General features: G+C 53.5%; 18 protein-coding genes, 1 pseudogene and 1 other annotated feature. Of the genes and pseudogenes, 3 read left to right on the top strand and 16 right to left on the bottom strand.

The genetic code is table 11. From position 1 onward, the window contains the following. Nucleotides 1-60: 60 nt before the first annotated feature. The gene (locus tag IDH45_RS09030; RefSeq protein WP_190926716.1) at nt 61-897 is read right to left on the bottom strand and encodes a phytanoyl-CoA dioxygenase family protein; all 837 of its coding nucleotides are present in this window, start codon (nt 895-897) and stop codon (nt 61-63) included. A 293-nt stretch (nt 898-1,190) separates the two neighbouring features. Between IDH45_RS09030 and IDH45_RS09025 the strand changes: the two genes are divergently transcribed. Beyond that, entirely contained in the window at nt 1,191-1,730 is a 540-nt protein-coding gene (locus IDH45_RS09025) for a hypothetical protein (RefSeq protein WP_190926714.1), read from the top strand. Nucleotides 1,731-1,835: 105 nt separating this feature from the next. Here the strand turns inward: IDH45_RS09025 and IDH45_RS09020 are convergent, their stop codons facing one another. The 7 genes from IDH45_RS09020 to IDH45_RS08990 form a co-directional block, all read right to left on the bottom strand. Further along, nucleotides 1,836-2,180, bottom strand: coding sequence for a Dabb family protein (locus IDH45_RS09020; protein WP_190926712.1), 345 nt, complete (start codon nt 2,178-2,180; stop codon nt 1,836-1,838). A 65-nt stretch (nt 2,181-2,245) separates the two neighbouring features. Next, nucleotides 2,246-2,770, bottom strand: coding sequence for a hypothetical protein (locus IDH45_RS09015; protein WP_190926711.1), 525 nt, complete (start codon nt 2,768-2,770; stop codon nt 2,246-2,248). An 82-nt stretch (nt 2,771-2,852) separates the two neighbouring features. Beyond that, nucleotides 2,853-3,572: a kasugamycin N-acetyltransferase AAC(2')-IIb gene (aac(2')-IIb, locus tag IDH45_RS09010; protein WP_223836496.1), complete on the bottom strand. Its 720-nt coding sequence runs from the start codon at nt 3,570-3,572 to the stop codon at nt 2,853-2,855. A gap of 428 nt (nt 3,573-4,000) precedes the next feature. Beyond that, nucleotides 4,001-4,936, bottom strand: coding sequence for a Gmad2 immunoglobulin-like domain-containing protein (locus IDH45_RS09005; RefSeq protein WP_190926709.1), 936 nt, complete (start codon nt 4,934-4,936; stop codon nt 4,001-4,003). 342 nt (nt 4,937-5,278) lie between these two features. Beyond that, a complete protein-coding gene (locus IDH45_RS09000) occupies nt 5,279-7,660 on the bottom strand; it encodes a polyprenyl synthetase family protein (RefSeq protein ID WP_190926707.1) in 2,382 nt (793 codons plus the stop codon). A 437-nt stretch (nt 7,661-8,097) separates the two neighbouring features. Continuing rightward, entirely contained in the window at nt 8,098-9,423 is a 1,326-nt protein-coding gene (locus tag IDH45_RS08995) for an FAD-dependent oxidoreductase (RefSeq protein ID WP_190926705.1), read from the bottom strand. Next, the gene (locus IDH45_RS08990) at nt 9,420-10,739 is read right to left on the bottom strand and encodes an ABC transporter substrate-binding protein (RefSeq protein WP_190926703.1); all 1,320 of its coding nucleotides are present in this window, start codon (nt 10,737-10,739) and stop codon (nt 9,420-9,422) included. The genes IDH45_RS08995 and IDH45_RS08990 overlap by 4 nt, the downstream gene beginning before the upstream one ends. A gap of 169 nt (nt 10,740-10,908) precedes the next feature. Here IDH45_RS08990 and IDH45_RS08985 point away from each other — a divergent pair, with 169 nt between their 5' ends. After that, nucleotides 10,909-11,721 (top strand): AraC family transcriptional regulator, encoded by an 813-nt coding sequence (locus tag IDH45_RS08985; protein WP_190926701.1) that lies wholly within the window; start codon nt 10,909-10,911, stop codon nt 11,719-11,721. 852 nt (nt 11,722-12,573) lie between these two features. Here the strand turns inward: IDH45_RS08985 and IDH45_RS08980 are convergent. After that, nucleotides 12,574-13,569, bottom strand: a complete 996-nt coding sequence (locus IDH45_RS08980) for a right-handed parallel beta-helix repeat-containing protein (protein WP_190926699.1) — start codon at nt 13,567-13,569, stop codon at nt 12,574-12,576. 18 nt (nt 13,570-13,587) lie between these two features. On the opposite strand from IDH45_RS08980, the gene IDH45_RS08975 reads away from it, so the two are divergent. Beyond that, the gene (locus tag IDH45_RS08975; protein WP_190926698.1) at nt 13,588-14,226 is read left to right on the top strand and encodes a helix-turn-helix transcriptional regulator; all 639 of its coding nucleotides are present in this window, start codon (nt 13,588-13,590) and stop codon (nt 14,224-14,226) included. 27 nt (nt 14,227-14,253) lie between these two features. Here the strand turns inward: IDH45_RS08975 and IDH45_RS35205 are convergent. From IDH45_RS35205 to uvrA, 7 genes and pseudogenes are all read right to left on the bottom strand, one after another. Beyond that, a pseudogene (locus IDH45_RS35205) lies at nt 14,254-14,463 on the bottom strand (hypothetical protein); the annotation flags it as partial. A gap of 80 nt (nt 14,464-14,543) precedes the next feature. Next, nucleotides 14,544-16,556 (bottom strand): right-handed parallel beta-helix repeat-containing protein, encoded by a 2,013-nt coding sequence (locus tag IDH45_RS08965; RefSeq protein WP_190926696.1) that lies wholly within the window; start codon nt 16,554-16,556, stop codon nt 14,544-14,546. A gap of 388 nt (nt 16,557-16,944) precedes the next feature. Next, nucleotides 16,945-18,030 carry an aspartate-semialdehyde dehydrogenase gene (gene asd / locus IDH45_RS08960; protein ID WP_190926694.1) on the bottom strand — a complete coding sequence of 362 codons (1,086 nt, stop codon included), beginning with the start codon at nt 18,028-18,030 and terminating at the stop codon, nt 16,945-16,947. Between the two features lie 270 nt (nt 18,031-18,300). Then, nucleotides 18,301-18,560: a binding site (T-box leader), on the bottom strand. Nucleotides 18,561-18,699: 139 nt separating this feature from the next. After that, nucleotides 18,700-19,461, bottom strand: coding sequence for an MBL fold metallo-hydrolase (locus IDH45_RS08955; protein ID WP_190926692.1), 762 nt, complete (start codon nt 19,459-19,461; stop codon nt 18,700-18,702). Nucleotides 19,462-19,546: 85 nt separating this feature from the next. Next, nucleotides 19,547-20,062 (bottom strand): GrpB family protein, encoded by a 516-nt coding sequence (locus IDH45_RS08950; RefSeq protein ID WP_190926690.1) that lies wholly within the window; start codon nt 20,060-20,062, stop codon nt 19,547-19,549. A 47-nt stretch (nt 20,063-20,109) separates the two neighbouring features. Continuing rightward, nucleotides 20,110-20,619 carry a VOC family protein gene (locus IDH45_RS08945; protein WP_190926688.1) on the bottom strand — a complete coding sequence of 170 codons (510 nt, stop codon included), beginning with the start codon at nt 20,617-20,619 and terminating at the stop codon, nt 20,110-20,112. Nucleotides 20,620-20,739: 120 nt separating this feature from the next. Continuing rightward, nucleotides 20,740-23,655 carry an excinuclease ABC subunit UvrA gene (uvrA, locus tag IDH45_RS08940; RefSeq protein ID WP_223836495.1) on the bottom strand — a complete coding sequence of 972 codons (2,916 nt, stop codon included), beginning with the start codon at nt 23,653-23,655 and terminating at the stop codon, nt 20,740-20,742. Between the last annotated feature and the right edge of the window lie 5 nt (nt 23,656-23,660).

Raw genomic sequence — 23,660 nt, 5'->3', positions numbered from 1 at the left:
CGACGATCAGCCTGACCATGCAGAAGCCCCGTCATCACCGGTGACAGGGGTTTCCTTTTCTCAGTGCGCATAGGCCGTCTGCGATTCACCGCCGCCGATCCAGTACTGTTTCAACGGGACCATCGCCGCTTCCGGGACGTAATATTTGAAGCAATTGTCGCTAACGGCACCGAGCAGCTGGCGGCGAATAGGGTCCGCCCCTTCCAGCAGCGCAGGCGAAGCTTGATGGTAATCGATCGGGCGAATCCAGAGCGGGCTGTAGCCGATAAACAATTGACGGCGCGTAAAGGCCGACCGGTTAGGCGACCCGGCATGCCACAGGTTTTGCGGGAAAATGAATACGTCTCCCGGCTTGCCGCATATTTGCAGCTCGCCTTCCACCGGGACGTTCACATCGGTTTGCACCGGTTGAAAGCCCGCCTTCCGGTGGCTGCCCGGAATAATTTTCGTATTGCCGCGGTCCGGCTCCGACATATCGCTCAAAATGTAGCAAATCTTCACGTAATACGGGGCGGTCAAGCCGCCGATCTTCGGAAAATGCGGATGCGGTCCGTCCTGGTGCCAGTTGATGAAGCTGCTCGTCGCCGTCTTCACGTCATCCGGGTTCGGCTTGCGGACCGTCAGATGGGAGATGTGCAGCTGAATGTTGTACCCGATCAGATTAACCATAAGCGGTAGTAAGGACGGATGATCGATCAGCGACAATATCGACGGGTCCCGCTCGACGCTATGATAGACGTTATAAGCGAGGGATTCGGGTTCCTCGGCGACGATCCGGTCGATGGCGGCGTTCAGCTCCGTTACCTTGGATTCGGACAAGGCGTCCCTGAGCAGCAAATACCCTTTTTCGTGAAATTGCTTCATTAATGCCGGAATATCCAAATTCATCTCGATCATGATTTTCATCCTCCTCTTGTTTTACTCGTGTAAATATTAGAGAAATAAAGGGGGAGATTTTGAACTCCTCCGAGGTTCACAACTAAATTTTACTCCAGTAAATTAAACGTTGCAACTTCATTTTTTCATATTTTTTCCTCGAACGCTCTTAAAATAGTCATTTGGTCGAATATACAAATGAAGTCTGACATGCAAAACTAGGAAAATGACCAAGTTATGAGACAGGTCATCTGTATAAAAATGCGTGATACGGAAATCGATTGTATTCGCATACGAAGGAGGAGACAGCTAACATGCCGATGCCGACGAGTGCCGAAATGTCGATTCTTTTTGAGGAAAACGACTTGCAGCTCCGGCAATTTATAGCGGAGCACAAGATGACCTTGAAACGGCGGGGGATTTCAGAAGAAGATTGGACCGAACGGTCCGGGGAGCCGATCCGGGACCAGATTGTGCAGGCGTTCGCGATTATTTACGGAGTGGCGGTGGATTGGCGGGAGTTTGACGAAGACATCGTTCTTTTATTCGGAAAAATGATTCCGGAGCAGGTAGAGGTTGAAAATACGGACGAAGGGCTGAATGTCGTGTACGACGGCCGCAGCTATTCGATCCCGCTCAGCTTCTCTCCGAAGGACCGGTACATCACGATCAGAGGATTCCAGTCGATCGTGCGCGACCGGTATGAAGTGCGTTTATTGGAGGCTTCTTACTTGTCCGATACGCATGAATTTGTCATATTGCCGGTCACAACCTGGGAAGAGCTTGAGCGGAGTTACCCGGGCAAAATCGGAGAAGTATTCCGGACGATCGACGACGATCTGGACTTCCCGTAATAACCGCGGATGCACGAGTCCCGGGACAACGCAAGCCGGAAACCTGCAGCTTCGGCCTCCGGCTTGCGAACGGGCGGTTCGATCCGTGTTTCTGCAACTTACGGACTACCCTTGTACCGGATAATCCACGACGACTACGTTGTCGAGAATTCCGTCCAGCATCTGAACGAATCGCTGATGCTGCGGATGCGGTCCGTATAACCGCAGCGCTTCCCGGTCTTCGAACGTAACGCGCAAGCCGAGCGTGTACCCGTGGATGTTGCCGGTTTCCTCCGTCACGTTGATGCCGGCGGTTAATTCCACGATGCCTGGAATATTTCCTCGGAACGAATGCAGCGCGTCCAGCAATTCCCGCTCCTTCTCGAAGGTTAGAGGCGCTTTGAAACGAAATGATACCAGATGTTCGTACAGTTGAGGCCAACTCCTCTCCCTAATCAGGTCGACAATCATGTCCTCCCCATTATACGGAAGCCGCCCCGATCTGGACAGCCGGATTTTACATCGTACCGGCTCCGCTACGTCGTTTTCTTCTTATTCCTGTACAACACGATTCCAGAAATGGCGACCAACAGGATTCCAGTCCATACGAGTACCCCCGTATACCGCCCAGCTTGTTCAGCCGGTGTGCCTGAAACCGGGGCTTGCTCCGTTTGAAATACGGCAGGCTGAATCCCGGCCCCCTTCATCGCCTCGTCTCTGGCCGGGTCCCACGGTCCGGTCCTCCCGCACAGGTTCGTTCGGAGCTGCCCTTCCCGCTGGCCGCCGAACACCAAATAATCGGCACCTTTCGTGTAAGGGTCCCAGCCGTTGTCATAAATCTGCACACGGGGACCGTCTACGCCTTTCCAAGCTCGATCGACTTGAAAGACCGTCAATCCCCCTTGTCTGATCTCGATGACCGTTCCCTTGAATACGACCGAACTCGTATCCATCTCTTCGTTGACCGGTCTGGGCGGCGCACAGGATAACGCTTGCGCTTCAGGCACGGCACTCCACATTCCGAACATGGCGATCCATACCGCCAATATCAGCTTTTTCATCGGCTTCGCTCCCTGTCAACAACTTATCTTTTTGACGGCTCCGGCGCCCCGGATGTTGCAGAGGAACATAAGAAACTTCAGGTCAGACGATCGTAAAGTTGACTCCATAGTAGAACAAGCCCAACTTGCCCGCTACGCGTTGGGAAGCGAGATTGTCGGACCATGTGCTGTACAACGGGACCGCCCCTGCCCTCCGTACCTCCTTGGCCCAACCGGCTGCTACCGCCGCGGCGTATCCCCGGCCGCGGAACTCGTCCAGCGTCTCGAGCCCCGCTTCATGCGCCCACGGGGTGATGCGTACGCTGCGACATACGGAGACGGCCCGATTCTCGTACAGAAGCGCCACACAGGGCTGGGCGAAATCAATTTCGGAGGCCAGCCATTCGAAACCGCCGTGCATCAGCCCCTCCATATTCCCGCGCGTAATTTCCATCACCTGCATCGACGGAACGGCTTCGCCGGGGATCTCGAAGCATGGCCCCGTCGTAAACGTAATCCCCTGAAGCAAATTCATATAGGTTGCGAAATGTTTCGGCTTCGTCCGGAAATCCGTCACCTTCGGTTCGTCCGCGCCCAAATCTTCAAGCTGTCTGACGAGCTCTTCCGGAACATCGTGCCGGAACCGGCAAACGCTCGTCCCCTCTATCGTCCGTCCCAAAAAAAAGCGGGGGGCAGCCGTCTCACCCGGCCACGGCTCGTTTATCGTCTGAAGCCTCATGTTCCGGTCATACGTAAACAGCGCCCCGGCATGAAGCTCCATGAGCTCATGCGCGGTCGGCTTTTTCACTTCCCGATCTGTCAACCGTCATTCCTCCCGTTCACCCTATAACGACTATGAAGATGATCCCCATCCATCTTACCCGAACAAGTACCGCGTTCCAGAGAGAAAATGAACTTAATTAAATAATCCTGCGAACCATTTAAGCAAACCGTCCGGTCCGGTAAAGGTGAATACGTAGGTCCCTGCAACAAAATAAGGGTGTTTGGCTCTGGCACCCTTTATCTTCAGCAATTGGGGACGATCGAGACGAATAGAAGCGGTTTGCCCCCTTATTTCAGCCCACTGACCGGGGATGCGCACCCTTTTCGCGGAAATTAACAGCTTCAAACCACTCTTATTCCGCGCCCAAGCCGGCTTTCGGACCAAATAAAGGATGCAAACCGCTCCTATTGGATTCAAAAAAGCCGCCGATCAACGCGGCTCGTTCTGGCAAAACCAGTGCTACAGGCTTAGGAAGCCTTCAACGGAAGGATCAGCTGATGCTGGATGGAGCCGTCCTTGGCGCTGTGGATGAACAAAATCAACATCAGATTCGGCTGCGAGGCGTTCTCGTAGCTGACCTCGAATTTGAACCGCCCCCACGCCGGAGCCCCTTCTTCGGCCATCTCATGGCCTTTGGCTAATATATTGTGGCCGTCTTCCAACTCCCAGCTGAAAGCAGCCTCGAATACCCGGGCTTCGCCTTCCACGGTAAAGGTTTTGGGAACTTTCGTTCCCGGCTTGGGCGCGAAAATCCGGAAAGCGTCGTTCTCCGCTACCGGGGTCGGGATCCCTTTGCCGGAGCGGGCGTCGATTCGTATCGTTTGCGGTTGATCGGGCGTTTCGTGACGGACGATCTCGACTTTCCAGTAACCGTCATCCGTTTGCAGCGAGATGTTTTTAACGGCCGTTGCGGCCGTTGTTCCGGTCAAGGATTGCAAGGCGGACTGTACCGCTGCCGTTTGGCTGATCGTACCTTCGGGCAGTTTGATCTGCTCCTCCTGCATGACTATTTTGGCTGCTGTCGTCTGAGCCGGATACGATTCCGCTACTTTCCCCGTATGCCAAGCCTCCACTTGCACACCGACCGCCATTTTATCCGGGTTAACGGTTTGGCCGAGACGGGTCTCCAGCACCGTCTGCTCAGTCACGGTGAACCAGTAGGCGTCGATAGAAGGCGTGCCGTTTTTGTCGGCATAGGCTGTAATTAGCCAGCGATTCCCGTCCTTCTGTACGATATGGCCTTTATCCATCGCTTTGACCGCAGGTCCCTTCTGCTCGGTGACCGGTTCCGGTGAAGAGTTGGCCGGAGCGGGGCCGGCAGATCCTGCGGAACGGCCGCATGCGGCCAACAGAACGACAAAACAAAGCAAGACGAGCAAATGAAGCTTTTTCAAGGTTCTCATGTCACTCCACTCCTTTGACAAGTCAGACGTATTACGGGCTTCAAAGGTTTCAAGATATCTCCAAATATAGGCTGACCCCGCCGATTATCCGGTAATGAGACTTAGCGGGTGCAACGGTATCTTTAAACAATATAACTCTATTCCATCCGATTTAAACGAAAGAGGCATCACACCGAACAAAATAAGCAGCTCCGGCACGCCCTGCTTTCACGGTGCGCGGGAGCTGCCCCTCTATATTCAACGGCATCCGAACAGCAAAGCCGAATTATCGCTTCATTTGTCCATCAAACCGGAGGATCGCCACGATCATACGGAGGACCTCCTTTCCAGCTATCTGCTAAGTTAACATTCGCGGTTAACGATATACGTTACTAAATGCTTTAAAAATGCGGTATTGCGGGGCATCGTCTGCAACAGTTCCACCGCCAAACAGTAATGCTCCCACATTTCTTTCCGGGCGCCTTCCGGACCGAGTACGGTCACGAAGTTCGAATTGTTATTTTCCGCATCCTGACCGGTAGGCTTGCCTAGCACGAGCAGATCCCCTTCGACATCGAGCAGATCATCTTTAATCTGGAAGGCGATCCCCGCGTGATAAGCGAATTTCTTCAACGCTTCGATCTCCTCCGCGCCGATCCGGGCGAGAATGGCCGGCATGACGAGAGCCGCTTCAAAGGCAATGCCGGTTTTGTAAAAACAGATCGTGTTCAGTTGTTCCAGCGTCAGCCGTTTTCCTTTGGAATCGAGATCCATCGCCTGGCCCACGCACATATCGGCTGCCCGCCGGGACGAGTATTGGATCAGCTCAAGCACGGTCGCAGCGTCGAAAGACCTCAGTGACGATTGCTCTTCAATCGCTTTTTGGATCAGAAACAAACCGGTCAATTCCGCTGTCGCGCTATTGTGCACCTGATGCACGGTGGGACGCCCTCTGCGGGTGGAGGCATTATCCTGCGAAGGCAGATCGTCGAAGATCAGGGAGGCGGTATGCATATACTCCAGCGACTTTAGCAGCGGCACGATCGCGGCGGCCCCCAATCCGTACTCCTGAACTCCCATAACCCAGGTCAGGATCGGCCGCAGACGCTTGCCACCGCCTTCCAGACTGTAGTTCGCGGCATCGATAAGCGACTCTTGCATTGGCGGAATTCCGTCCGGTTTATGGATGCTCAGCTGGTCATTGATTTGCTGGCGGACCGTGTCGAGCGTCTCCCGGAAATGTTCCTTTTCTTTCCTGTCGTTTCGCAGCACCTCGATCAGTTGGTCCCGCAGCAGTTTATCGAAAAAATCCACATCTTCCGCCCGCTGCACCATAGAGTGGACCAGTCGGTGGAACTCCGGATTTCCGGTGGCAAACACGTTCATCACTTCGTTGTACGTATCCGCTCCGATCCGTTTCTTGAACCGCTGCAGCCCGTTGATCGCCCGATCCAGTATGACCTCGCGCGATTTGGCGTCGGAACGGTATACGTGATGAATCAAATAAGAGATGACCGCCCAGTACAGCTCGTAAGGATTGATCAGATCCGGACGCAAACGATGGTATTTGAAATAGTAGGTGTAGGGTGTAACCGCTCCGCTCTTGCTGTCGTCGAACATATCCGCCAAATCATCGGCAAGCTGGTTGTAGATGCCGTAGTAAAACGTTCGTGTATCGAAACCTTCATCCGAGGCAGCGCTAATGACCGAACGGACAATAAGCCGGGAGGAGGAGGATTTGATGATGATGGGCACATACAACTCTTCGTTGGTATAAGTCGCATCCGACAGTTTCTTGTTGCGATCCGTATCCTGGGAATGGAAAAACACGTAGGACTGCTCAAAAAAAGGTTGCTGCGCCTCCGGCCGCTGGTAATTTTTAATATACTCAAAAGCGTCCCGAAGCTCCGTGTGCACGAATCGAACCATACTCAGGTTCGCTCCGCTCCACTCGCCCAGCTCAGGCACCGATCCTGTGAGCAGCGCGGTGCGGATCAGACGGGTATACCGTTCTTTCTCCCGGTCGGTCAACACCCCGGAATCGAGAAGATCGTCGATAAACGGGTACGACAGGCCATACGAGTAACCAAGCCGGATCGCCTCATCCAATCTGCGGGCACGTTCCGCAGGCGGCGCCTCGTCCCCCATCTCTTCGACGACATGAAGGACGACGCCGACGATAATTTTGATCAACTTGCGCATCGCATGTTCCGCGTTCATCTCTTCGGGAATATGGGCCGATACGTTCCTCAGCTTGTTGATGACCCAGATCGTCGCGCTCTCCACGCCTTCCTTCCGGGCCCACCGGTACAGTCCGGCCAAGCTCAAATCTTCGGCCTGATTCCCCTTAGCGGTTGCGGCGGAACAGATCAGACGGCTTTTGACATCGGCGACCATACGTTGGATCCGGGACAACGTGCCGGGCGAATCGAGCGCTTGGCCCAGATCCCTCATATACATGTAGGAGACGCTCCGGTCCAGATAATCGTCCAGTTTCCCCGCATAGTTCAGCCACCGGATGTATTTATTGAAATCCCGGGAGTCAGGTTTATTCTTGCCCCGCAGCAACAAGGACAGCCACGACCGATGGATATGATTCGTTTGCCACGATTGAAAATCTTTCGTCAAAGCAGCCGCATAAGTCCGGTCCCTGACCAACGCTTCAAGCGATGCGAAATACTGGGCCGCCTTCCGCTCGGCCAACCGGTACCAGGCATCGGCATGATCTGTATATGGATGTATCATAGGATTCCCTCAATTTCTATTGTTGTTTAACATGTATCCCGTAAGGAGAATGAGGTTACACCATGAATCGAATCGGAATAGAACTCACGCCGCAATAAATTCGTCGGATCATGTTCATATCTTAATACGTGAAACATCCTTTTGGGTTACGAAATCGTCAGGAGGATCGTTGGATGATCCTATTTGTGCGGGTTGCGGCAGCTATCTTGGCTCACAGCCATCACCCCAAGTTTTTTTCAACACAAAAAAAGATGCCCCTGTTCCCTAAACAGAAGCATCCTGCTTGATCTCCCTGCGAAAGGATCTTCTCGCGAACAATCGCGTTCAGCGACCGATGATCCTTTATCCTGACCTCCCTTTCGCAGTACGAACAGATGTGTAGAACATCAACACTCTACATCTTATTCGTTGCCCGGAGAATGGCAAAAGGAAGCGGCCTACTCCATGGACGAAATCGGAATTTCCGGTACAATCGCTCCGGATCGCTCCAGCTGTTCGCGCAATACCTCCACCGGAACGTCGCGCACCGAACAATTCAACTCGGAGGCAATCGCCGCGGCCATGCCGGCCGCCTGTCCGGTCGCCATGCAACTGGCCTGCACGCGAAAGGCCGAATTGGCCATCCGATCGCCCGATACGCATCGTCCGGCGACGAGCAGGTCGTCGCTTCCTTTCGGAATCAACGCCCGGTAAGGCAGCGTCGCAACGATACCGGGCTGGAGATATTTTTGCTCGATATGGTAGCCGCTGTGATGGTGCAGATCGATCGGGTAAAAACTGTAGCATACCGCATCCGGCCACACATACCCGGACACGTACGACTGCTCGTCAACCTCCGCTTCCCCGTCGATACGCCACGTTTCACGGATGCCGCATTCATTCGCAACATAGCGAACCTCCAGCTTCTCGCAGCCCGGCACCCGGCGCAGCAACCTTACGGTGTCCAGCAAATTCCGCCGTGCCTTCACTTCCGCCGCCGTCCTCGACTCCGATTCCGAGCCGTCGATATGTTGAACGTGCATGTTGATCCTTCCCGCTCTCAGGTCGTTATACAGTCCGTTGCGGCTGCGGTCCACTTCCCCGTTCCGGAACGCTTCTTCGTACAGCCGGTTCAGTTCGCTCTGATCGACGGCCGCCGGATCGTAGCCGCCGATATCGTTGATCAGTGTTCCCGGCTGCAGCACCTCGCCTTTCTGGCGCGCATATCCCATCATGCCCGTCACATCGGCGTCCCCGGTCGCATCGACCAGCTTGCGCGTCTTGAACCATTTCAGCCCCGACTTGCCTACGAGCGCAACATACAGGCCGTCTTCGCCTTTCCGGACCGCAGCGGGCATCTCGTGCAGCCGGAGGCTCACACCCGACTCCAGACAGAGCTGATCCAGTACGGCACTGTATAGAAACCGGTTCACTAATATTTGATGCTTCCAGTGTCTAGGCGGAACGACGGAGAAATCTGGAAGCTCCGCACCGCCCAGCTCCGCCGTTCGTTCGATAATCTCCCAGCCGATGCCGCGAATGACCTGCCTGCCCCAAGCGTGGAACAGGCCGGGGAAATTGACCGAGGCTACGATCGTTGTGCCGCCGAGAATGCCGTTTTTCTCCACGAGCGCCGTCCGCTTGCCGGCCCGGGCCGCCTGAATGGCCGCCGTGCATCCTGCCGATCCGCCGCCGAACACCATGATGTCATACTCGCCGTAAACCTCGTCTTTCGCCGGCAGCGGGATTGTAACAGTCTGCCCGCCGTTTAGCCCCGTACTCATTTGCGCACCGCCTCTTCCAGCGCCTTATTCCCCTGCTCCTCGGTTTGCCGCAGCGCCGTGTTCAGATCCATCTGGCTCATGATCACTTTAGCCAGATTCGCGCCAAGCGGCGACAGCACCAACCCTTCGTTCACCGAACGCGCCATCGGGGCGGCCGGTCTGTTCGTATACAAGGCTTCCACGATCTGCTTATCCTTAAAAGTGGTATCCTGGGCAAACGCATCCCTGACCGCTTTCGTCTTCACGACAGGGATGAACCCTTTCCGCGACAGCTGCATTTGAAAGTCGTCTGATACGAGGTACTTCAGCACTTCCATCCCATGATCCTTGAACTTGCTCGTGCTCGTAATAAACAGGCCATTCGGGTAAGGCTGCGAGCCGACGCCGGGCAAGTCGCTGAACACAGGCAAGCTTGCAATCCCCCAGTTAAACGTGTTGAAGTCCGGCTGCAATTGCAAATAAAAATTCATGACGAACATGGCCAAATTTTTATCTTTCATGAAATTATCGTTAATAATCGTTTTGTTCACTGAGGTTAAATACTGGCGGTATCCGTTCGCCTCGGTCGGCTCGAGAATCGACTTGCTGATGAGCTTGCGGAATGCGTCGGTGTTGACCGCCGCTTTGCCGCCCGTTTCATCGACGAACGGCAGCGAATACGGGTTCATCGTCAGCATATGATTGATCGATACGCCGAGGCCGAGGTATTGAATCCCGTCTTCGAAGCGGGTTAAGCGTTTACCTAGCGCGATCGCCTCATCCCATTTCATGCCGTTTTTCGGATAATCGACGCCGAATTTATCGAAAATATCTTTGTTGTAGTACATCACCAGCCCGCCGTCGTGCAGCGGAAAACCGTACAGCTTCCCCTTGTCGCTGAGCGCATCGAACACCGCCATTTCGAACCGGCTCGTATCGATTTGATGCGTCTTCATAAGCGTTGACAAATCGTACTGAAACCCGTTATCGATAATGTTGGCGCGCATATTGCCCAGCGAATCGTGGATGAGATCGATCGTCTGTCCGGCGGCAATATTGCTTTGCAGCGTGTTTTTGGCCGAGCCTTGAATATAAGTGAATTTGTACTTCGGAAACTTCATCTTAAGCGCCGTCCCGAATCTCTCGTTCCACACCTCTTCGGTATTGCCGACCGCTCCGAAAATAACGAGCTCCGCCGGTTCGTCGGCATACGACTTCGGAGCCGCTTCCGAAGTAGGCGCGTTCTCCTTATTGTCCGTCGCTCCGCAGGCTCCGGTCAGCATAACGACGGCAAGACCCGTCCCCACTACACCCGTTACTGATTTCGACAGCTTCATTTTTAGCGCTCCCCTTTTCTTTGTATTCGGTTTCAGCAGGCCCGCTTCCCTTATTCATTGTAGGAGAAAACGCTTTACTTTCACCATACACTTTTGTAATCTAATCCATATACAAAAAATTGCCTGCTGGGCGTGATCCGTTCTTTGGCCGACGAGGGGAGAGGTTGGGATGTCTTTTCCTTTATGCGGGCATATTCCGCGTCTCACCTATTTTCAGCACGTAGTCAAGCGCGAGCAATTTTTTCAATACGAGAGCGTGCAAATCGAATGGCTCGTCTTTGCGGTCGAAGACGGGTCCTTTTATTACGAGATCGAAGACCATTGTGCAACCGCTTCCTTCGGCGATCTGGTGTTCTGTCCTCCCGGCGTTAATTTCAAACGCGTCGTGATCGCTCCGGTCACCTTGTTCGTTCTCCGGATGGGCTGGGGCGACGACCAGGGCAACGAGCTCGACCCGCTGCGGCTGGACCGTGTTCCGGTCGGCAAAGTAAGTCTGCACGACACGGAGAGGCTTCTGGACGATTACGCCGCCATGAAGCGGCATCATTACCTCGACGAGCGATGGAGCATGATCGGACGCAGCCATTGCCTGCACCATATTTGGTTGATGTACTGCGAACAGGCGGAGCAGCTGCCGTCCGCCGAAGCTCCCGGCTCGCTAGATCCGCTGATCCGGAAGGCGACCGTTCTGATGCAATCCCAGGCGTTCGAGCGGTTCAGCCTGAACGCGTTAGCCGCCTCCCTCGGAGTGAGCCGCGCGCAGTTATGCCAGAAGTTCCATGCCGAGCTGGGAACGACGCCGATCAAATACGTGACCGCCCTGCGGCTTGAGAAAGCGAAGAAGCTGCTCGTCGAAACGAATTTGACGCTGGATCAAATATCCGAATGCTGCGGCTACCAGAACGGGTTTTACTTAAGCCGTGTCTTTAAAAACAATTGCGGCGTCACTCCGAAGCAGTACCGCTTGGAGCACCGGCTGTAGCGGGATGAGAGTAGATAGGAGCTGGTAGGAGCTGATAAGAGCTGATAAGAGTCTCTGGCAACCTCTATTTTCGGCATATGGGGACGGCGGCGGCGAATAAAGGCGGTTTGCCCCCCTTATTTCAACCAGTTGGTGGGGTCTGCACGCTTTTTGCCGATTTTAAGAGCCTCAAACCGCTCCTTATTTCCCTAAACAAGCGAGTTTCGGACAAAATAAAGACTGCAAACCACTCCTATTCGGTTCCTTCCCCGCTATATAAGTTGAACTGAAGATCATCGATGGAAAAACCCAATGTAGTGGAGAAAAGAAATTAGCTTGAAAGCGAGTTTTGGCTTAAGAGCTTTCGTTAGAAAGCTGCTTCGGAAGGATAAGCTTTGAGTGTCAACCGTCCGAAGGCCAATCCAATCCGAGACACTGCAAACAAGATGTCTGAAGCTTCAAGCAATTTTTTTCGCAACGTAATGGACTTCAACTTTCATTTAGTTCAACTTATATAGAAGCAGGTCAGAGAGCCGAACGACCGCGAAGAGGGAGTTACAACATTCGCTGACCCGGCAAGCGATGCCCCTCCATTTCCAAGTTACCACGGCGAAATCCCTCTTTCTATCAGAAGGGGCTGTCTCCAACGTCAGTTTGCGATTTTGTGCCCGTCTAGAGCCGATTTCCCTCGAGAAAAAGGACCTCAGTCTCCACGTTACAGTGGAAGTTGAGGTCCTTTCGTTTGAAGACCGGTACTCGTTATTCCGGCTTACTTAGGTACATGAACTTTTTGCAATAGACACTTCTCCTTCCTTCCGGTTGCCGGCACCGCCGCGGAAGGATCTGCCCCGCTCCCCCCCATAGGAGGCCGGCTTAATTCGTCTCATACCACGTGCCCGATATGCATTTGAACCGGTACAGCCTGCTCGGTTCTAACAGTTTTGTCGCCAATGTATTGGTTTTGAGCGTCGTATTATGGGCGATGCTCGTATTGCCGTTCGTCGTGATCATATCCAGCGTTTGCCCGTTCACTTCGTTTACGAAGCCTGTAATCGTGGTAGCCTCAGAGTTGTGGAAACGGAGGACCGACTGTCCCTTCACATCCGGTACGGCCGTTTTGTTCGGAGGTGTGAACAGCTGCTGGCTGAAGCTAGCCTGCGGCCCGGAGTATCCGCTGATGCCGTCGAACCATTTCGTAGCCGCTCCGTCATCCTTGAACGCCACGACCAACGTATCGCCCGCGCCGTCGTACAAGCCGTACCGGTGCGTCCAACCGTCCTGGCTCCAATACGACGATTTGCAGTTGGTCATTTGGATGCCGTTAATGTATTGTCCGGAATCGATTCTGAAATTATCGAACAAATTGCTGCCGTACCGGCTGTTCCGATGAGCCCAGCAATTCGATAACCGGATTCGCCAAGGCGGTATATCCGTAGGGCTTTCTCTGGTAAACCAGAAGCCGTGCCCGTAATTGATATCCGCCCGGCAATTGACGAAATTGTTGTCCGGTCCGGCGATCAGAATGCCTACATCGGCCCCTTCGAACACGCAGTTCGCAAACATATTGCCTGCCGCGCCTTCCAGCTTGGCCGCGCAGTTCCACAATTCCGTCTGATCCGTTGAATAATCGGCGCCGATCTCCGTATTCGTAACCATATTGTCGTGTCCGCTCAGCCGAAGCGTCGCTGTTCGCTCCTCGAAGGAGGTTCCCTGTCTGCTGACGCCGAATATTTTGCAGTTGTGCATCCGCAGCGTACCGCCGCGCTCCAAGGGCCGGATCGGCATGACAACAAGCCCGAGCTGGCGTACGACAACCCGGCAAGCAAGCCTGACTCCGGGCCGAAGCCGGTCTGGAGCTTCTGGCAGCATGATGTGGAGATTAGCCTCATGTCCGGCAATCTCGCTCCCTTGTACGAATCATTGGATATCATCTGGGAGGAGCACCGGAGCTTTGCCTGGAGTGCTGATGAGATCAGGGAATTTTTGCTTTACCTCAGCGGAACGTTCATTCGGATCGCCGAGCGTCAGGGCTGGAAGCTGAAGGACATTGCCGGAGACGACTATAACGAGGTTATTCAATTGTCCTCCCTGCCTTTAAGCGAGGGCACTCGATGTCTGCTTCGCCGGGTCATGCAACGGTTCGCCGACCAGTTTCGCTTCGTTCCGGCGCCGTCGATGCGTCCACTGATCAAGCAAGTGATAGCGCTCCTCGAGCAATCGGCGGATCAGGAACTGTCGCTGCAGAACATTGCGGAGCAATTGCATGTGAATTCGTCTCACCTTAGCCGCGCTTTCAGAAAAGAGCTGGGAAAACCTTTTTCAACCTATGTTTTGGAAAAGAAGATGCAAAGGGCCAAGCAGCTGCTTCTCGAAGGCGTCCGGATCATCGAAGTTTCGATGACTCTCGGCTACAGAGATCCCAGCCACTTTAATCGCGTATTCCGCACGTATTGGGGAATGACGCCGGGGGAATTGGTTCATCCGCCCAAAAAGAATAAAACCCCGAAAACGAAAACGATTCAGTAGTCCGCTCCGGATGCCCAAGTTGCCAGGGTGAAGATCGCCGTGGAGCCAATCCGGCGGGCCTTGCCAGACGGGAGCCGGGAGCGCGTCTTCCCAAGCGGCGGCTGCCTTATCGCCGTCCGCTTTGTCGTCGTCGTTCCTATTGGCGATGGCCTCCCGTACGGCCTTGTCGCGTACGGCCAGCGGCACGCCCCTGTGCGAGTTATGCGGTCCCGGAACCGGTCCGCCGGCGGCATCGATGCTCTGAATAGCCGCGACGAATTGGGCCAGAGCTATCGACGCTTGCCGGGGATCGGGAATCGGCGATCTAGGCGATTGCCTTAAGCTTCAATCGTTCCGAACGCTTTCCATGTACCCGGCGAACCCGCCGTCGTACACACCCAGCCGATGCAGCCTCCGGGCAAAGGCAGCGTGTTGTATACCAGGTCGCCCCGTGCGTATGATCCCGCTGCAGGTGCTGCCGTACCGTACTTCGCGGCCCCGTTCCAGCTGTTCCCGGCCTCATGAAGTGTGGACACGCCGGCTCCCGTGTATGTAATAGCTCCGCTTGCAACTGTGCCGCTCACGACATTATTCTGGATACTGGCCGTATCTACGGCTGACGTTCCGCCTATGCGGAACGCCCGCTGCGTCCCGTTCACGGAGATTACGTTTTTCACCATATTGCCGCTCAGAAGCAGTTCCCCGACATGTTCCACTGCGATTCCTTGACTCGACGGCGAGTCCAGCATATTGCCTTCGATGGACAAGCTCAAGCTTTTCTGCACCCCGATATAGCCGATTCCCGTACTCCCCGCAGAGCGGATCAAGTTGCCGGCAATCCTCCCGTTTCCTTCGCACAACGCATACGTAATGCCGCTTGCACCAGAGCCGGAGATTGTATTGTTTATGATCGAGAAATGCTTCAGGTATCCCACATAAATTCCGATATCGTCGACCGTATCGATCATATTGCCCGATATGTCCACCAGTTCCGGCTTGTTGTCCGCCGTCCCGGTTATCTCGATGCCTCTGAAGCCGCTGCCTTTGATCATATTGTCCGTTATTACGTAACGTCCTGCGACCGGCCCGACAGTAGCGGGGACCAGGCTGATCCCGGACCCGCTCGCAGGAATGTGCTGAGTAACCCCCTGGATGATGTTGCCGGAAATGATCATATTGTCAGCGTTCACCTTGCCCCGGATCGGAGCTACATGACTGTTCTCCAGCCGGTTGCCGGTGACGACGACATTGCGGGACCAAATATACATGTCGATCACGCCGATGCCGCTCCCGTTCGTATACCGTCCATACCCGCTGATGTAATTGTCCGTAATGGAAAGCTTCGAATATTCCGGAGACGATACGTTCGTTCCGGCAACCGAAATGGCCGGAATGCCTTCGCCCGCTTCCGCCGGAGTATGCTCGAAATGACATCCGTCGATCGTCGCGGTGGCCGCATCCGCTATATAGATCGTGAACGTGTTATAAGCCGGGCTCGACCTGCTCTCCGAACCGTTCGTGAACCGGCAGCGCAGGACGCGAAGCATCTCCCGGTTCGTTTCGGTTCTGTCGCCCAGAAAGCGAATGGCTCCTTCGCACGTATTCGTCATATGGACGCGTTCGACATGCAGGATCGCCGGACGCGATACGCCGCTGCCAACAGCCGTGCAGTTAAGCGCAAATTTGCCTTGGCCGTACGTTTGATTCCCGCTGTTCTGATCGATCGTCATATCAAAGATGGAGACTTGCGTTCCGCTCCCGCTTACCTGGATCATGTTCCGGTTGGACAGAGCCTTTTGCCTGATGACGGACTCCGGTCCTTCTCCACTATATTCGATCGAATCTGAGATCGTAATCGAGGAAACGATATACTCGCCTTTCGGAAAAAACAGCCGTTTGCCGCTAAGCGCATTGGTCGCCGCCTGTATACGGACTCCGTCGTCCGTAACGCCGTTGCCTGTAGCGCCGAATTGCTTGACGGATATCAGGCCGGTGTGGGACAATTTCCACCTGCCTCCATCTGCGGCTACGATGACGGTGCCTCCGTTATCCGGGCTTGCCGTATCGGCGCCATCGAATGCATAATTGCCTCCGCCGCCGTCCCCCGGTGCATAATATCCTGCTGCATACACGTTCGTCGCTACCGTGTGATCGAGCCCGCGTAAAGTTTGAATGGAATCAACTATGATCAGCCCGTTCGTATGAGGGCCGCTTCCCCCGCCATATACCGCCTGAACCACCCCGGCTCCGCCTCCCGCACCTTGGAGAACATGGTACAATACCGCTCCGCTTCCTGCCGTTCCGATTGCCGCAAGCAACTTCCTGCGATTCAATTGCTTTTCATCATTCATCGCTTTGCCCTCCAGCTTGTATTGGAAAAGGGAGATTTTATTACCGGACATGCAAGTGGACCGACAGGAATGTACCAAGATGTCTTCATTGATGTATAATTTATTAATTAATACTGGTTTACTTTTATTCCCTTTTCAATATAAATACTAGAATGAACCGAGTGATAAGTCAATGATTGATTTAGTTGCCGCAGAAACTTTTTAACAAAATGCTACAACAGTTAATTTGTGGTTTATATTTATATTAAATTGAATGTAAACCAACGCAATCAACTTGAACAGCCGACTCTTACAGCAGGATCGATCTTTTCCTTACAAAAGCAAAAAACAGCAAGCCCCGAATAATCGGAAACCTGCTGTTGTAATTGATCTATTCTATTCGTTACCCTTACTTTGCTTGAATATACCCTTCGGCTTTAAGCAGCTCGGCGATCAGAACAGCGCCGCCTGCCGCTCCGCGCAACGTATTGTGAGACAGTCCGACGAATTTGAAGTCATAGAGCGAATCCTCGCGCAACCGGCCTGCCGACACGCCCATTCCGTTCTCGATATCGCGGTCCAGTTGGGTTTGTGGGCGGTTCTCTTCTTCAAAATACGTAATGAACTGCTTCGGCGCGCTTGGCAGCCCCAGCTCCTGCGGACGGCCTTTGTAGTTCGACCAGCGTGCGAGAATTTCTTCTTTCGAAGGTGTTGTCTCGAACGATACGAATACGGTAGCCAGATGTCCGTCCGTTACCGGAACACGGATGCACTGGGTTGTAATGAGCGGCGCGCTCGCCTTCACAATCTCGTCGTTGACGATGCTGCCCCAGATGCGCAGCGGCTCCTGCTCGCTTTTTTCTTCCTCTCCGCCGATGTACGGGATGACATTATCGAGCATTTCCGGCCAATCGGTAAAGTTTTTGCCGGCGCCGGAGATCGCCTGATACGTCGAAGCCACGACTTGGGTCGGTTTGAAATCGGCCAAAGCATGGAGCATAGGCACATAGCTCTGGATGGAGCAGTTCGGCTTGACTGCGATGAAACCGGTCGAAGTGCCGAGACGTTTTCTTTGGGCGGCAATGACATCCAGATGCTCGGGATTCACTTCAGGAATAACCATCGGGACGTCAGGAGTCCAGCGATGAGCCGAGTTGTTGGATACAACCGGCGTGCCTGTTTTCGCATAAGCCTCTTCCAGCGCTTGAATTTCATTCTTTTTCATGTCCACGGCGCAAAAAATAAAATCTACACCGGACGCAACTTCCTCCACCTTGGAAGCATCCTGAACGACAATCGATTTGACGTCTTCCGGAATCGGGGTAGACAGCTTCCATCTGCTCTTCACGGACTCTTCATACGTCTTCCCTGCCGACCCGGCGCTTGCCGCGATTGCCGTAACTTGAAACCAAGGGTGCTGATCCAACAGTTGAACAAACCGCTGGCCCACCATTCCCGTTCCTCCGACGATACCTACTCTTAGCTTTTGAGACATAAGCGATCCATTCCTTTCTGATATACATGTCTTGTTATTTATACATTGGAATTTTCGACAGATCCATCATTCAACCCGGAGAGAGATCTCCCTGCACGGCCGCCCGTTTCCGGAACGAAACGTGGCATGCATCGATCCTCTACTAATGTACTATTCAAACCATCCGTTTCGGTGCGCAGGTTCCCTGCGGCGATTCCAAGTTACAACAAAAGCTTCGACAGCGCCGCAAATATTTTATAACAATAAAAAACCCCACCCCCAAGACTTGGTCTTAGGGACGAGATCCTATACTCGTGGTACCACCCTGATTCGCTGGTATGTCGCCATACCGGCCTCTTTAAGTACGGCATTACGACGTAATGCTTATACTCTAGCTCTATAACAGGAGCTCCTGGCACGCCATCCCTCACGTGAGTTCCGACCTGCTGCTCAGAGTCTTTTTTCAATAAAAAATCCTTTACCCCTTCTCAGCCGGCCAGGGTTCTCTGTGAAAGAATTCATTTATTTACTCGTCTCTTCATCGCATTTCATATTGCGATAATAGTATCAAAAAACTGCCGTTTGGTAAACCATTTTTTAAAATTCAAAGGCAGAAGTACCGGTTAATGGCCGATTTGCTGCGCTTGCCCCGCCTTTTTCTAAAAGGACTGGGATTAATTGTGATCCCGCTTATACTTGCGCACTCGTCCCGTCGATCGGATAGGTCCGGAGAAGTTCATGCAGCGATTGCCGTACGTCGCCCTGAAATAATCCTCCATGATAACAGACGAGCTGCTCGATGTCGTATTCAAGCAAGCGCCGGACCGAACGGACCGCTTCTTCCAGATCGAGCGTATATTGGGGATTGGCGATGGCCAACTTCGCGTCCTCGATCACAACCGCGTCGGCTGCGATCAACGTTTTGCCTGCCGGCAAGTACAACGAGATGTGCCCCGGCATATGACCGGGCGTGTGAACGATCTCGATCCCGCCGCACCAAGGCAGCGTGTCTCCGCCGGATACGGTCCGATCCACCTCCGCCGTCTCGATCGATTGCAGGAAGCGGATAAACTGTTCCGCATACGGCTTCGCTTCGGGAGGTATCTCCTCCAGCGACGACTCGGCTTGCTCGAGCCTCAGCGATTTTCTCTTGCCTTCCAGATACGGCTTTTCCAGCTCGTGCGTTATAATATGAATGTGCGGAAATTTACGCTTTAGCTCCGCCATCGACCCGATATGATCCATATCGTGATGGGTCGCAATGATTTGAGTGATCGATTCGAGGCCGATTCCATAGCGGCCTAGCGCCTTCTCAAGATGCGGAATAAAACCGGGATAACCGCAATCCACGAGAATCCGTTCGTGTTCATCCTGCAGTAGAACCGGCGTAATCACCTGATGTTGCCCGTTATAATCGAATTCGATCTCAAGCAGCTTAAAATTGGTATTCATCTTTATTCTCCCCGTAAGCAAGGAGCGGTTGTACATACAATCGCCAATCGTAAACTTCTTATACGCTTGCTTATTTTTTAGTTATTTAGTTAGTTTTGTCCCTCAGCAGCGCTTTTCTTTCGAGTTCTTTGATGAACGCGTCCTTGCCGTCCATGTAGGCCTCTATATCTTGGGGAAATAACGCGGCCAGTCGAGTTTTCAGTTCCCCGTACCGTCTCATCTCCTCGTCGTGGGTCCGCAGGTAATCCCGTACGGCCAGATGGCGGCAGATGTCGCGCTTATTGTCTGCCTGAAACACATGAACCTGATGCGTCCGATGGTCGCCGCCTTTTCTGAAATACCTTCTTCCTTCCATCCCCAGCTCGCCCATACATTCATAGTCCAGTGCCGTCATCTGTTCATTGTATGAATCGATCTTGTCAATATCGCGGACGATCGGCATGATATCGATGATCGGTTTCGCACTTAACCCCGGAACGGAAGTGCTGCCGATATGATGGATATCGATCAGTTCGTCTGCAAAGATTGCGCTGATCCGGGCCGCTTCATCCTTGAACATCCGATCCCAGTTCTCGTCGTACTTCGTAACCACCACATTCATTATCTACGCCCCCATCTTCCTTTCCCTGTATGCCCGGCTCCCGGTTCCTAGTATAACAGCCCTTCACCCTCATACGCTTGCTGCAATTTCATTATATTTATTTTGTTCTTCGTTTGGAGTAAAGCTTGCATGACTCTTTCCGATTTCTCCGGGTCGGGATCGCAAATCATCTCGGTGAGCCGGGCCGGAACAACTTGCCACGATACGCCGTATTTATCTTTGAGCCAGCCGCATACTTGCGCCTTCTCGTCTCCGCCTTCAGTCAGCTTCTCCCAATAATAATCCAGCTCGTCCTGATCCTCGCAGTTCACGATAAAGGAAATCGCTTCTGTAAATTGGAACTGGGGACCGCCGTTTAAGGCAACGAACTCTTGTCCATCCAAGCGGAACTCGACGGTCATGACCGTACCTTGCTCGCCTCCGCGGCCGCCTTTCCCAAATCGGGTCATTCGTCCGATGGAGGAGTTGCTGAAAATGGACGTGTAAAACTGGGCCGCTTCTTCCGCTTGGTTATCAAACCACAGATTGGATGTGATTTTTTGGATTTTCTTTTCCATAACACTCACTCCCGACTAAAGATATTCGTTCTAGTGTAACCGATGGCGCATTGTTTAACGGTCTGCCCTATACAAAAAAGGTCTGGCGCATCGCAAATACCAGACCGGCGTGATTCTCGTTTATTTGCTGCCAGCCTGCGCCCATATCGTTTCATTGAACGACAATACTTCCTGCAAAAAGCGGCCGGTGTGCGATCCCGGTACTCTGGCGACTTCTTCCGGCGTACCGCATGCGACGACCGTGCCTCCTCCTTTGCCGCCTTCCGGTCCCATGTCGATTATGTAATCAGCGACCTTGATCATATCCAGATGGTGCTCGATGACGATGACCGTGTGGCCGGCTTCCACGAGCTGGTCGATACAGGAAATCAGCTTCTGAATATCCTGCAGATGCAGTCCGGTCGTCGGCTCATCCAGGATGTATAAATTATGGGCGCCCCGCTTGATTTTGCCGAGCTCCGTCGCCAGCTTGATCCGCTGGGCTTCGCCGCCCGACAATGTGGTGGAGGACTGTCCGAGCTTCAAATAGCCCAGTCCGAGCTGATGCAGGACATTTAGCTTATGTACAATGTAAGGTTGATCGTCGAAGTAATTGACCGCTTCCTCGATGCTCATCTCGAGCACATCGGCAATGTTTTTGCCCTTGATGCATACTTCCATCACTTCGCTGTTGAAGCGGGCTCCTTTGCATACCGGACAGACGGTCTCGATATCCGGCATAAACTGCAACTGCGTCGTGACGATCCCTTCGCCCTGGCAATGTTCGCAGCGGCCGCCGTTCTTATGGTTAAAGCTGAAATCGTTTTTGGCCAACCCTTTGGCGGCCGCCGTTTCCGTATCGGCGAACAGCTCGCGAATCCGGTCGAAAAACCCGACGTAAGTGGCGGGATTGGACCGGCTGCTTCTTCCGATCGGAGACTGGTCGATATTAATAATGGCCGATATATGCTCAAAACCGTCTACGGAATCATGCTCACCCGGCACGATCCGTGCGTCGTGGAACAAGGCGTACAGCTGTTTGAACAACACTTCGTTGATAAGCGTGCTCTTGCCAGATCCCGATACTCCGGTGATGCAGACCATCATTCCGAGCGGAATATCGACTTGAACGTTCTGCAAATTGTTCGCCCGCGCGCCTTTAATGGACAATGACAGTCCGCTGGACTGTCTTCTGCGGAGAGGAAGCTCGATCTTCCTGGCGCCGGACAAAAAAGCCCCGGTCAACGAAGCGTCGTCCGCTCCCAATTCGCAGGCGGTCCCTTGTGCGATGATGCTGCCTCCGCGCACTCCCGGTCCCGGACCGACCTCGATAATATGATCGGCACTGCGGATCGTGTCCAGATCGTGCTCGACGACGATAATCGTGTTGCCGATATCGCGCAGACGCTTGAGCGTATCGATGATGCGCACCGTATCCCTCGCATGAAGTCCGATGCTGGGCTCGTCAAGCACATACAACATGCCCATCAGCCCCGAGCTGATCTGCGTGGATAGCCGAATACGCTGAGCTTCTCCGCCCGAGATCGTGTCGGAGCGGCGTCCGAGATTCAAGTAATCGAGACCGATGTCGATCAGCAGCGAGAGCCTCGTCCCGATTTCCTGGACAATCTGGCTTCCAACACGCTCTTTGTCAGGCGCAAAACGTACATTGTCCAGAAACCGTTTCAATTCGGTCAGCGGCATATTGCAAAGCTCGTATATATCGTTTTCTCCCACTTTAACGCAAAATCTTTGCGGCTTCAGCTTTTTCCCGTCACAGTCCGGGCACGTATGCTCGATCATCACCCGCTTGTAAAACTCGTCATCCGAAGCGCTCTTCGCATTCCGTTTCGTATACAGCTTGTACCAGCGGTTCACCTGATTGACGAGTCCGCTGTAGCTGACCATTTGTCCGGCATGACGGCTATTCGCTTTCGGATTGTCTTCCGGCACGGTCATTACGAAACGCTGCCCCTTCGTACCGAATAACAGCGCATCCAAAGCGTGCCGGGGCAGTTCCTGCAGCGGAGTGTCCAGACTGAACCCGTAATGCGCAGCCAAGCTGTAGAAAAAAAGCCACCGCCAGGACGACGTCCCGCTCGGGTTGAACAGCTTCGTATCGACAGCGCCTTTGTTTAAGCTTTTCTCCATATTTTTGATCAGAAACTTCGGTTCGGCCCGCATAAAGGTTCCGATGCCGCCGCAAGTCCGGCAAGCGCTGTCCGCATCGTTGAAGGAAAAGTAAAACGGCTGCAGCTCGCCCATCGTCAGATGATGCTCCGGGCAGGCAAAGTCCGCATAATACCGCTTACGGTCAATACGCGCTCCCTTCGGAGCCTTGACGATCTCAAACCGGATAAATCCTTCTCCGATCAAACTTAAACTGTTCTCGATCGTTTTGGACAGCTCTTTGAAGAGGCCCGGCTTGACCACGATCTTGTCGATCACGACTTCAAGCTGATAATCCGTTTCTTCATCCAGCTCCAGCTTATCGCCCAGATTGTGCGGCAAACCGTCAATCTTCACCGTCCGGAATCCTTTGGTCCGGATCTCGTCGAACAGCGTCTCCATATCTTCCCCGTACAGCTTGAACACTGGAGCCGACACTTCGACCTCCGTCCCTTCAGGCAGCGTCTGGAGATGGTCGATCATCTGAGCCGCCGTTCTGGCTGGCACGGGGTGCGCGCAATACGGACATCCGGCTTCCCCGGCCGAAGCGTACAACAAGCGCATAAAGTCGTAAATATCCGTCATCGTGCCGACCGTCGAACGGGGATTCAGCACGCCTTTTTTCTGTTCGATCGCAATGACCGGAGATAGCCCGAAAACAAAATCGACGTCAGGTTTCTTCAACTGATTCATCCGGCTTTTGGCGAATGTCGACAACGATTCGAGAAACCGGCGCTGTCCTTCCCCATAGATGACGTCGAATGCAAGCGACGATTTTCCGGAACCGCTTACACCGGTAATGACCGTAAGTTTATCGCGAGGAATATTGACATCTACGTTTTTCAGGTTATTTTGCCTCGCTCCGCGCACTTCAATATAAGTTCTCAAAGTCA

It is taken from the genome of Paenibacillus oceani (assembly GCF_014705615.1).
In the GTDB taxonomy this organism is placed as follows: Bacteria; Bacillota; Bacilli; order Paenibacillales; family NBRC-103111; genus Paenibacillus_AB; species Paenibacillus_AB oceani.
The sequence above is the reverse complement of the archived record's forward strand: the minus strand, read 5'-3'. Positions and strand labels throughout refer to the sequence as shown.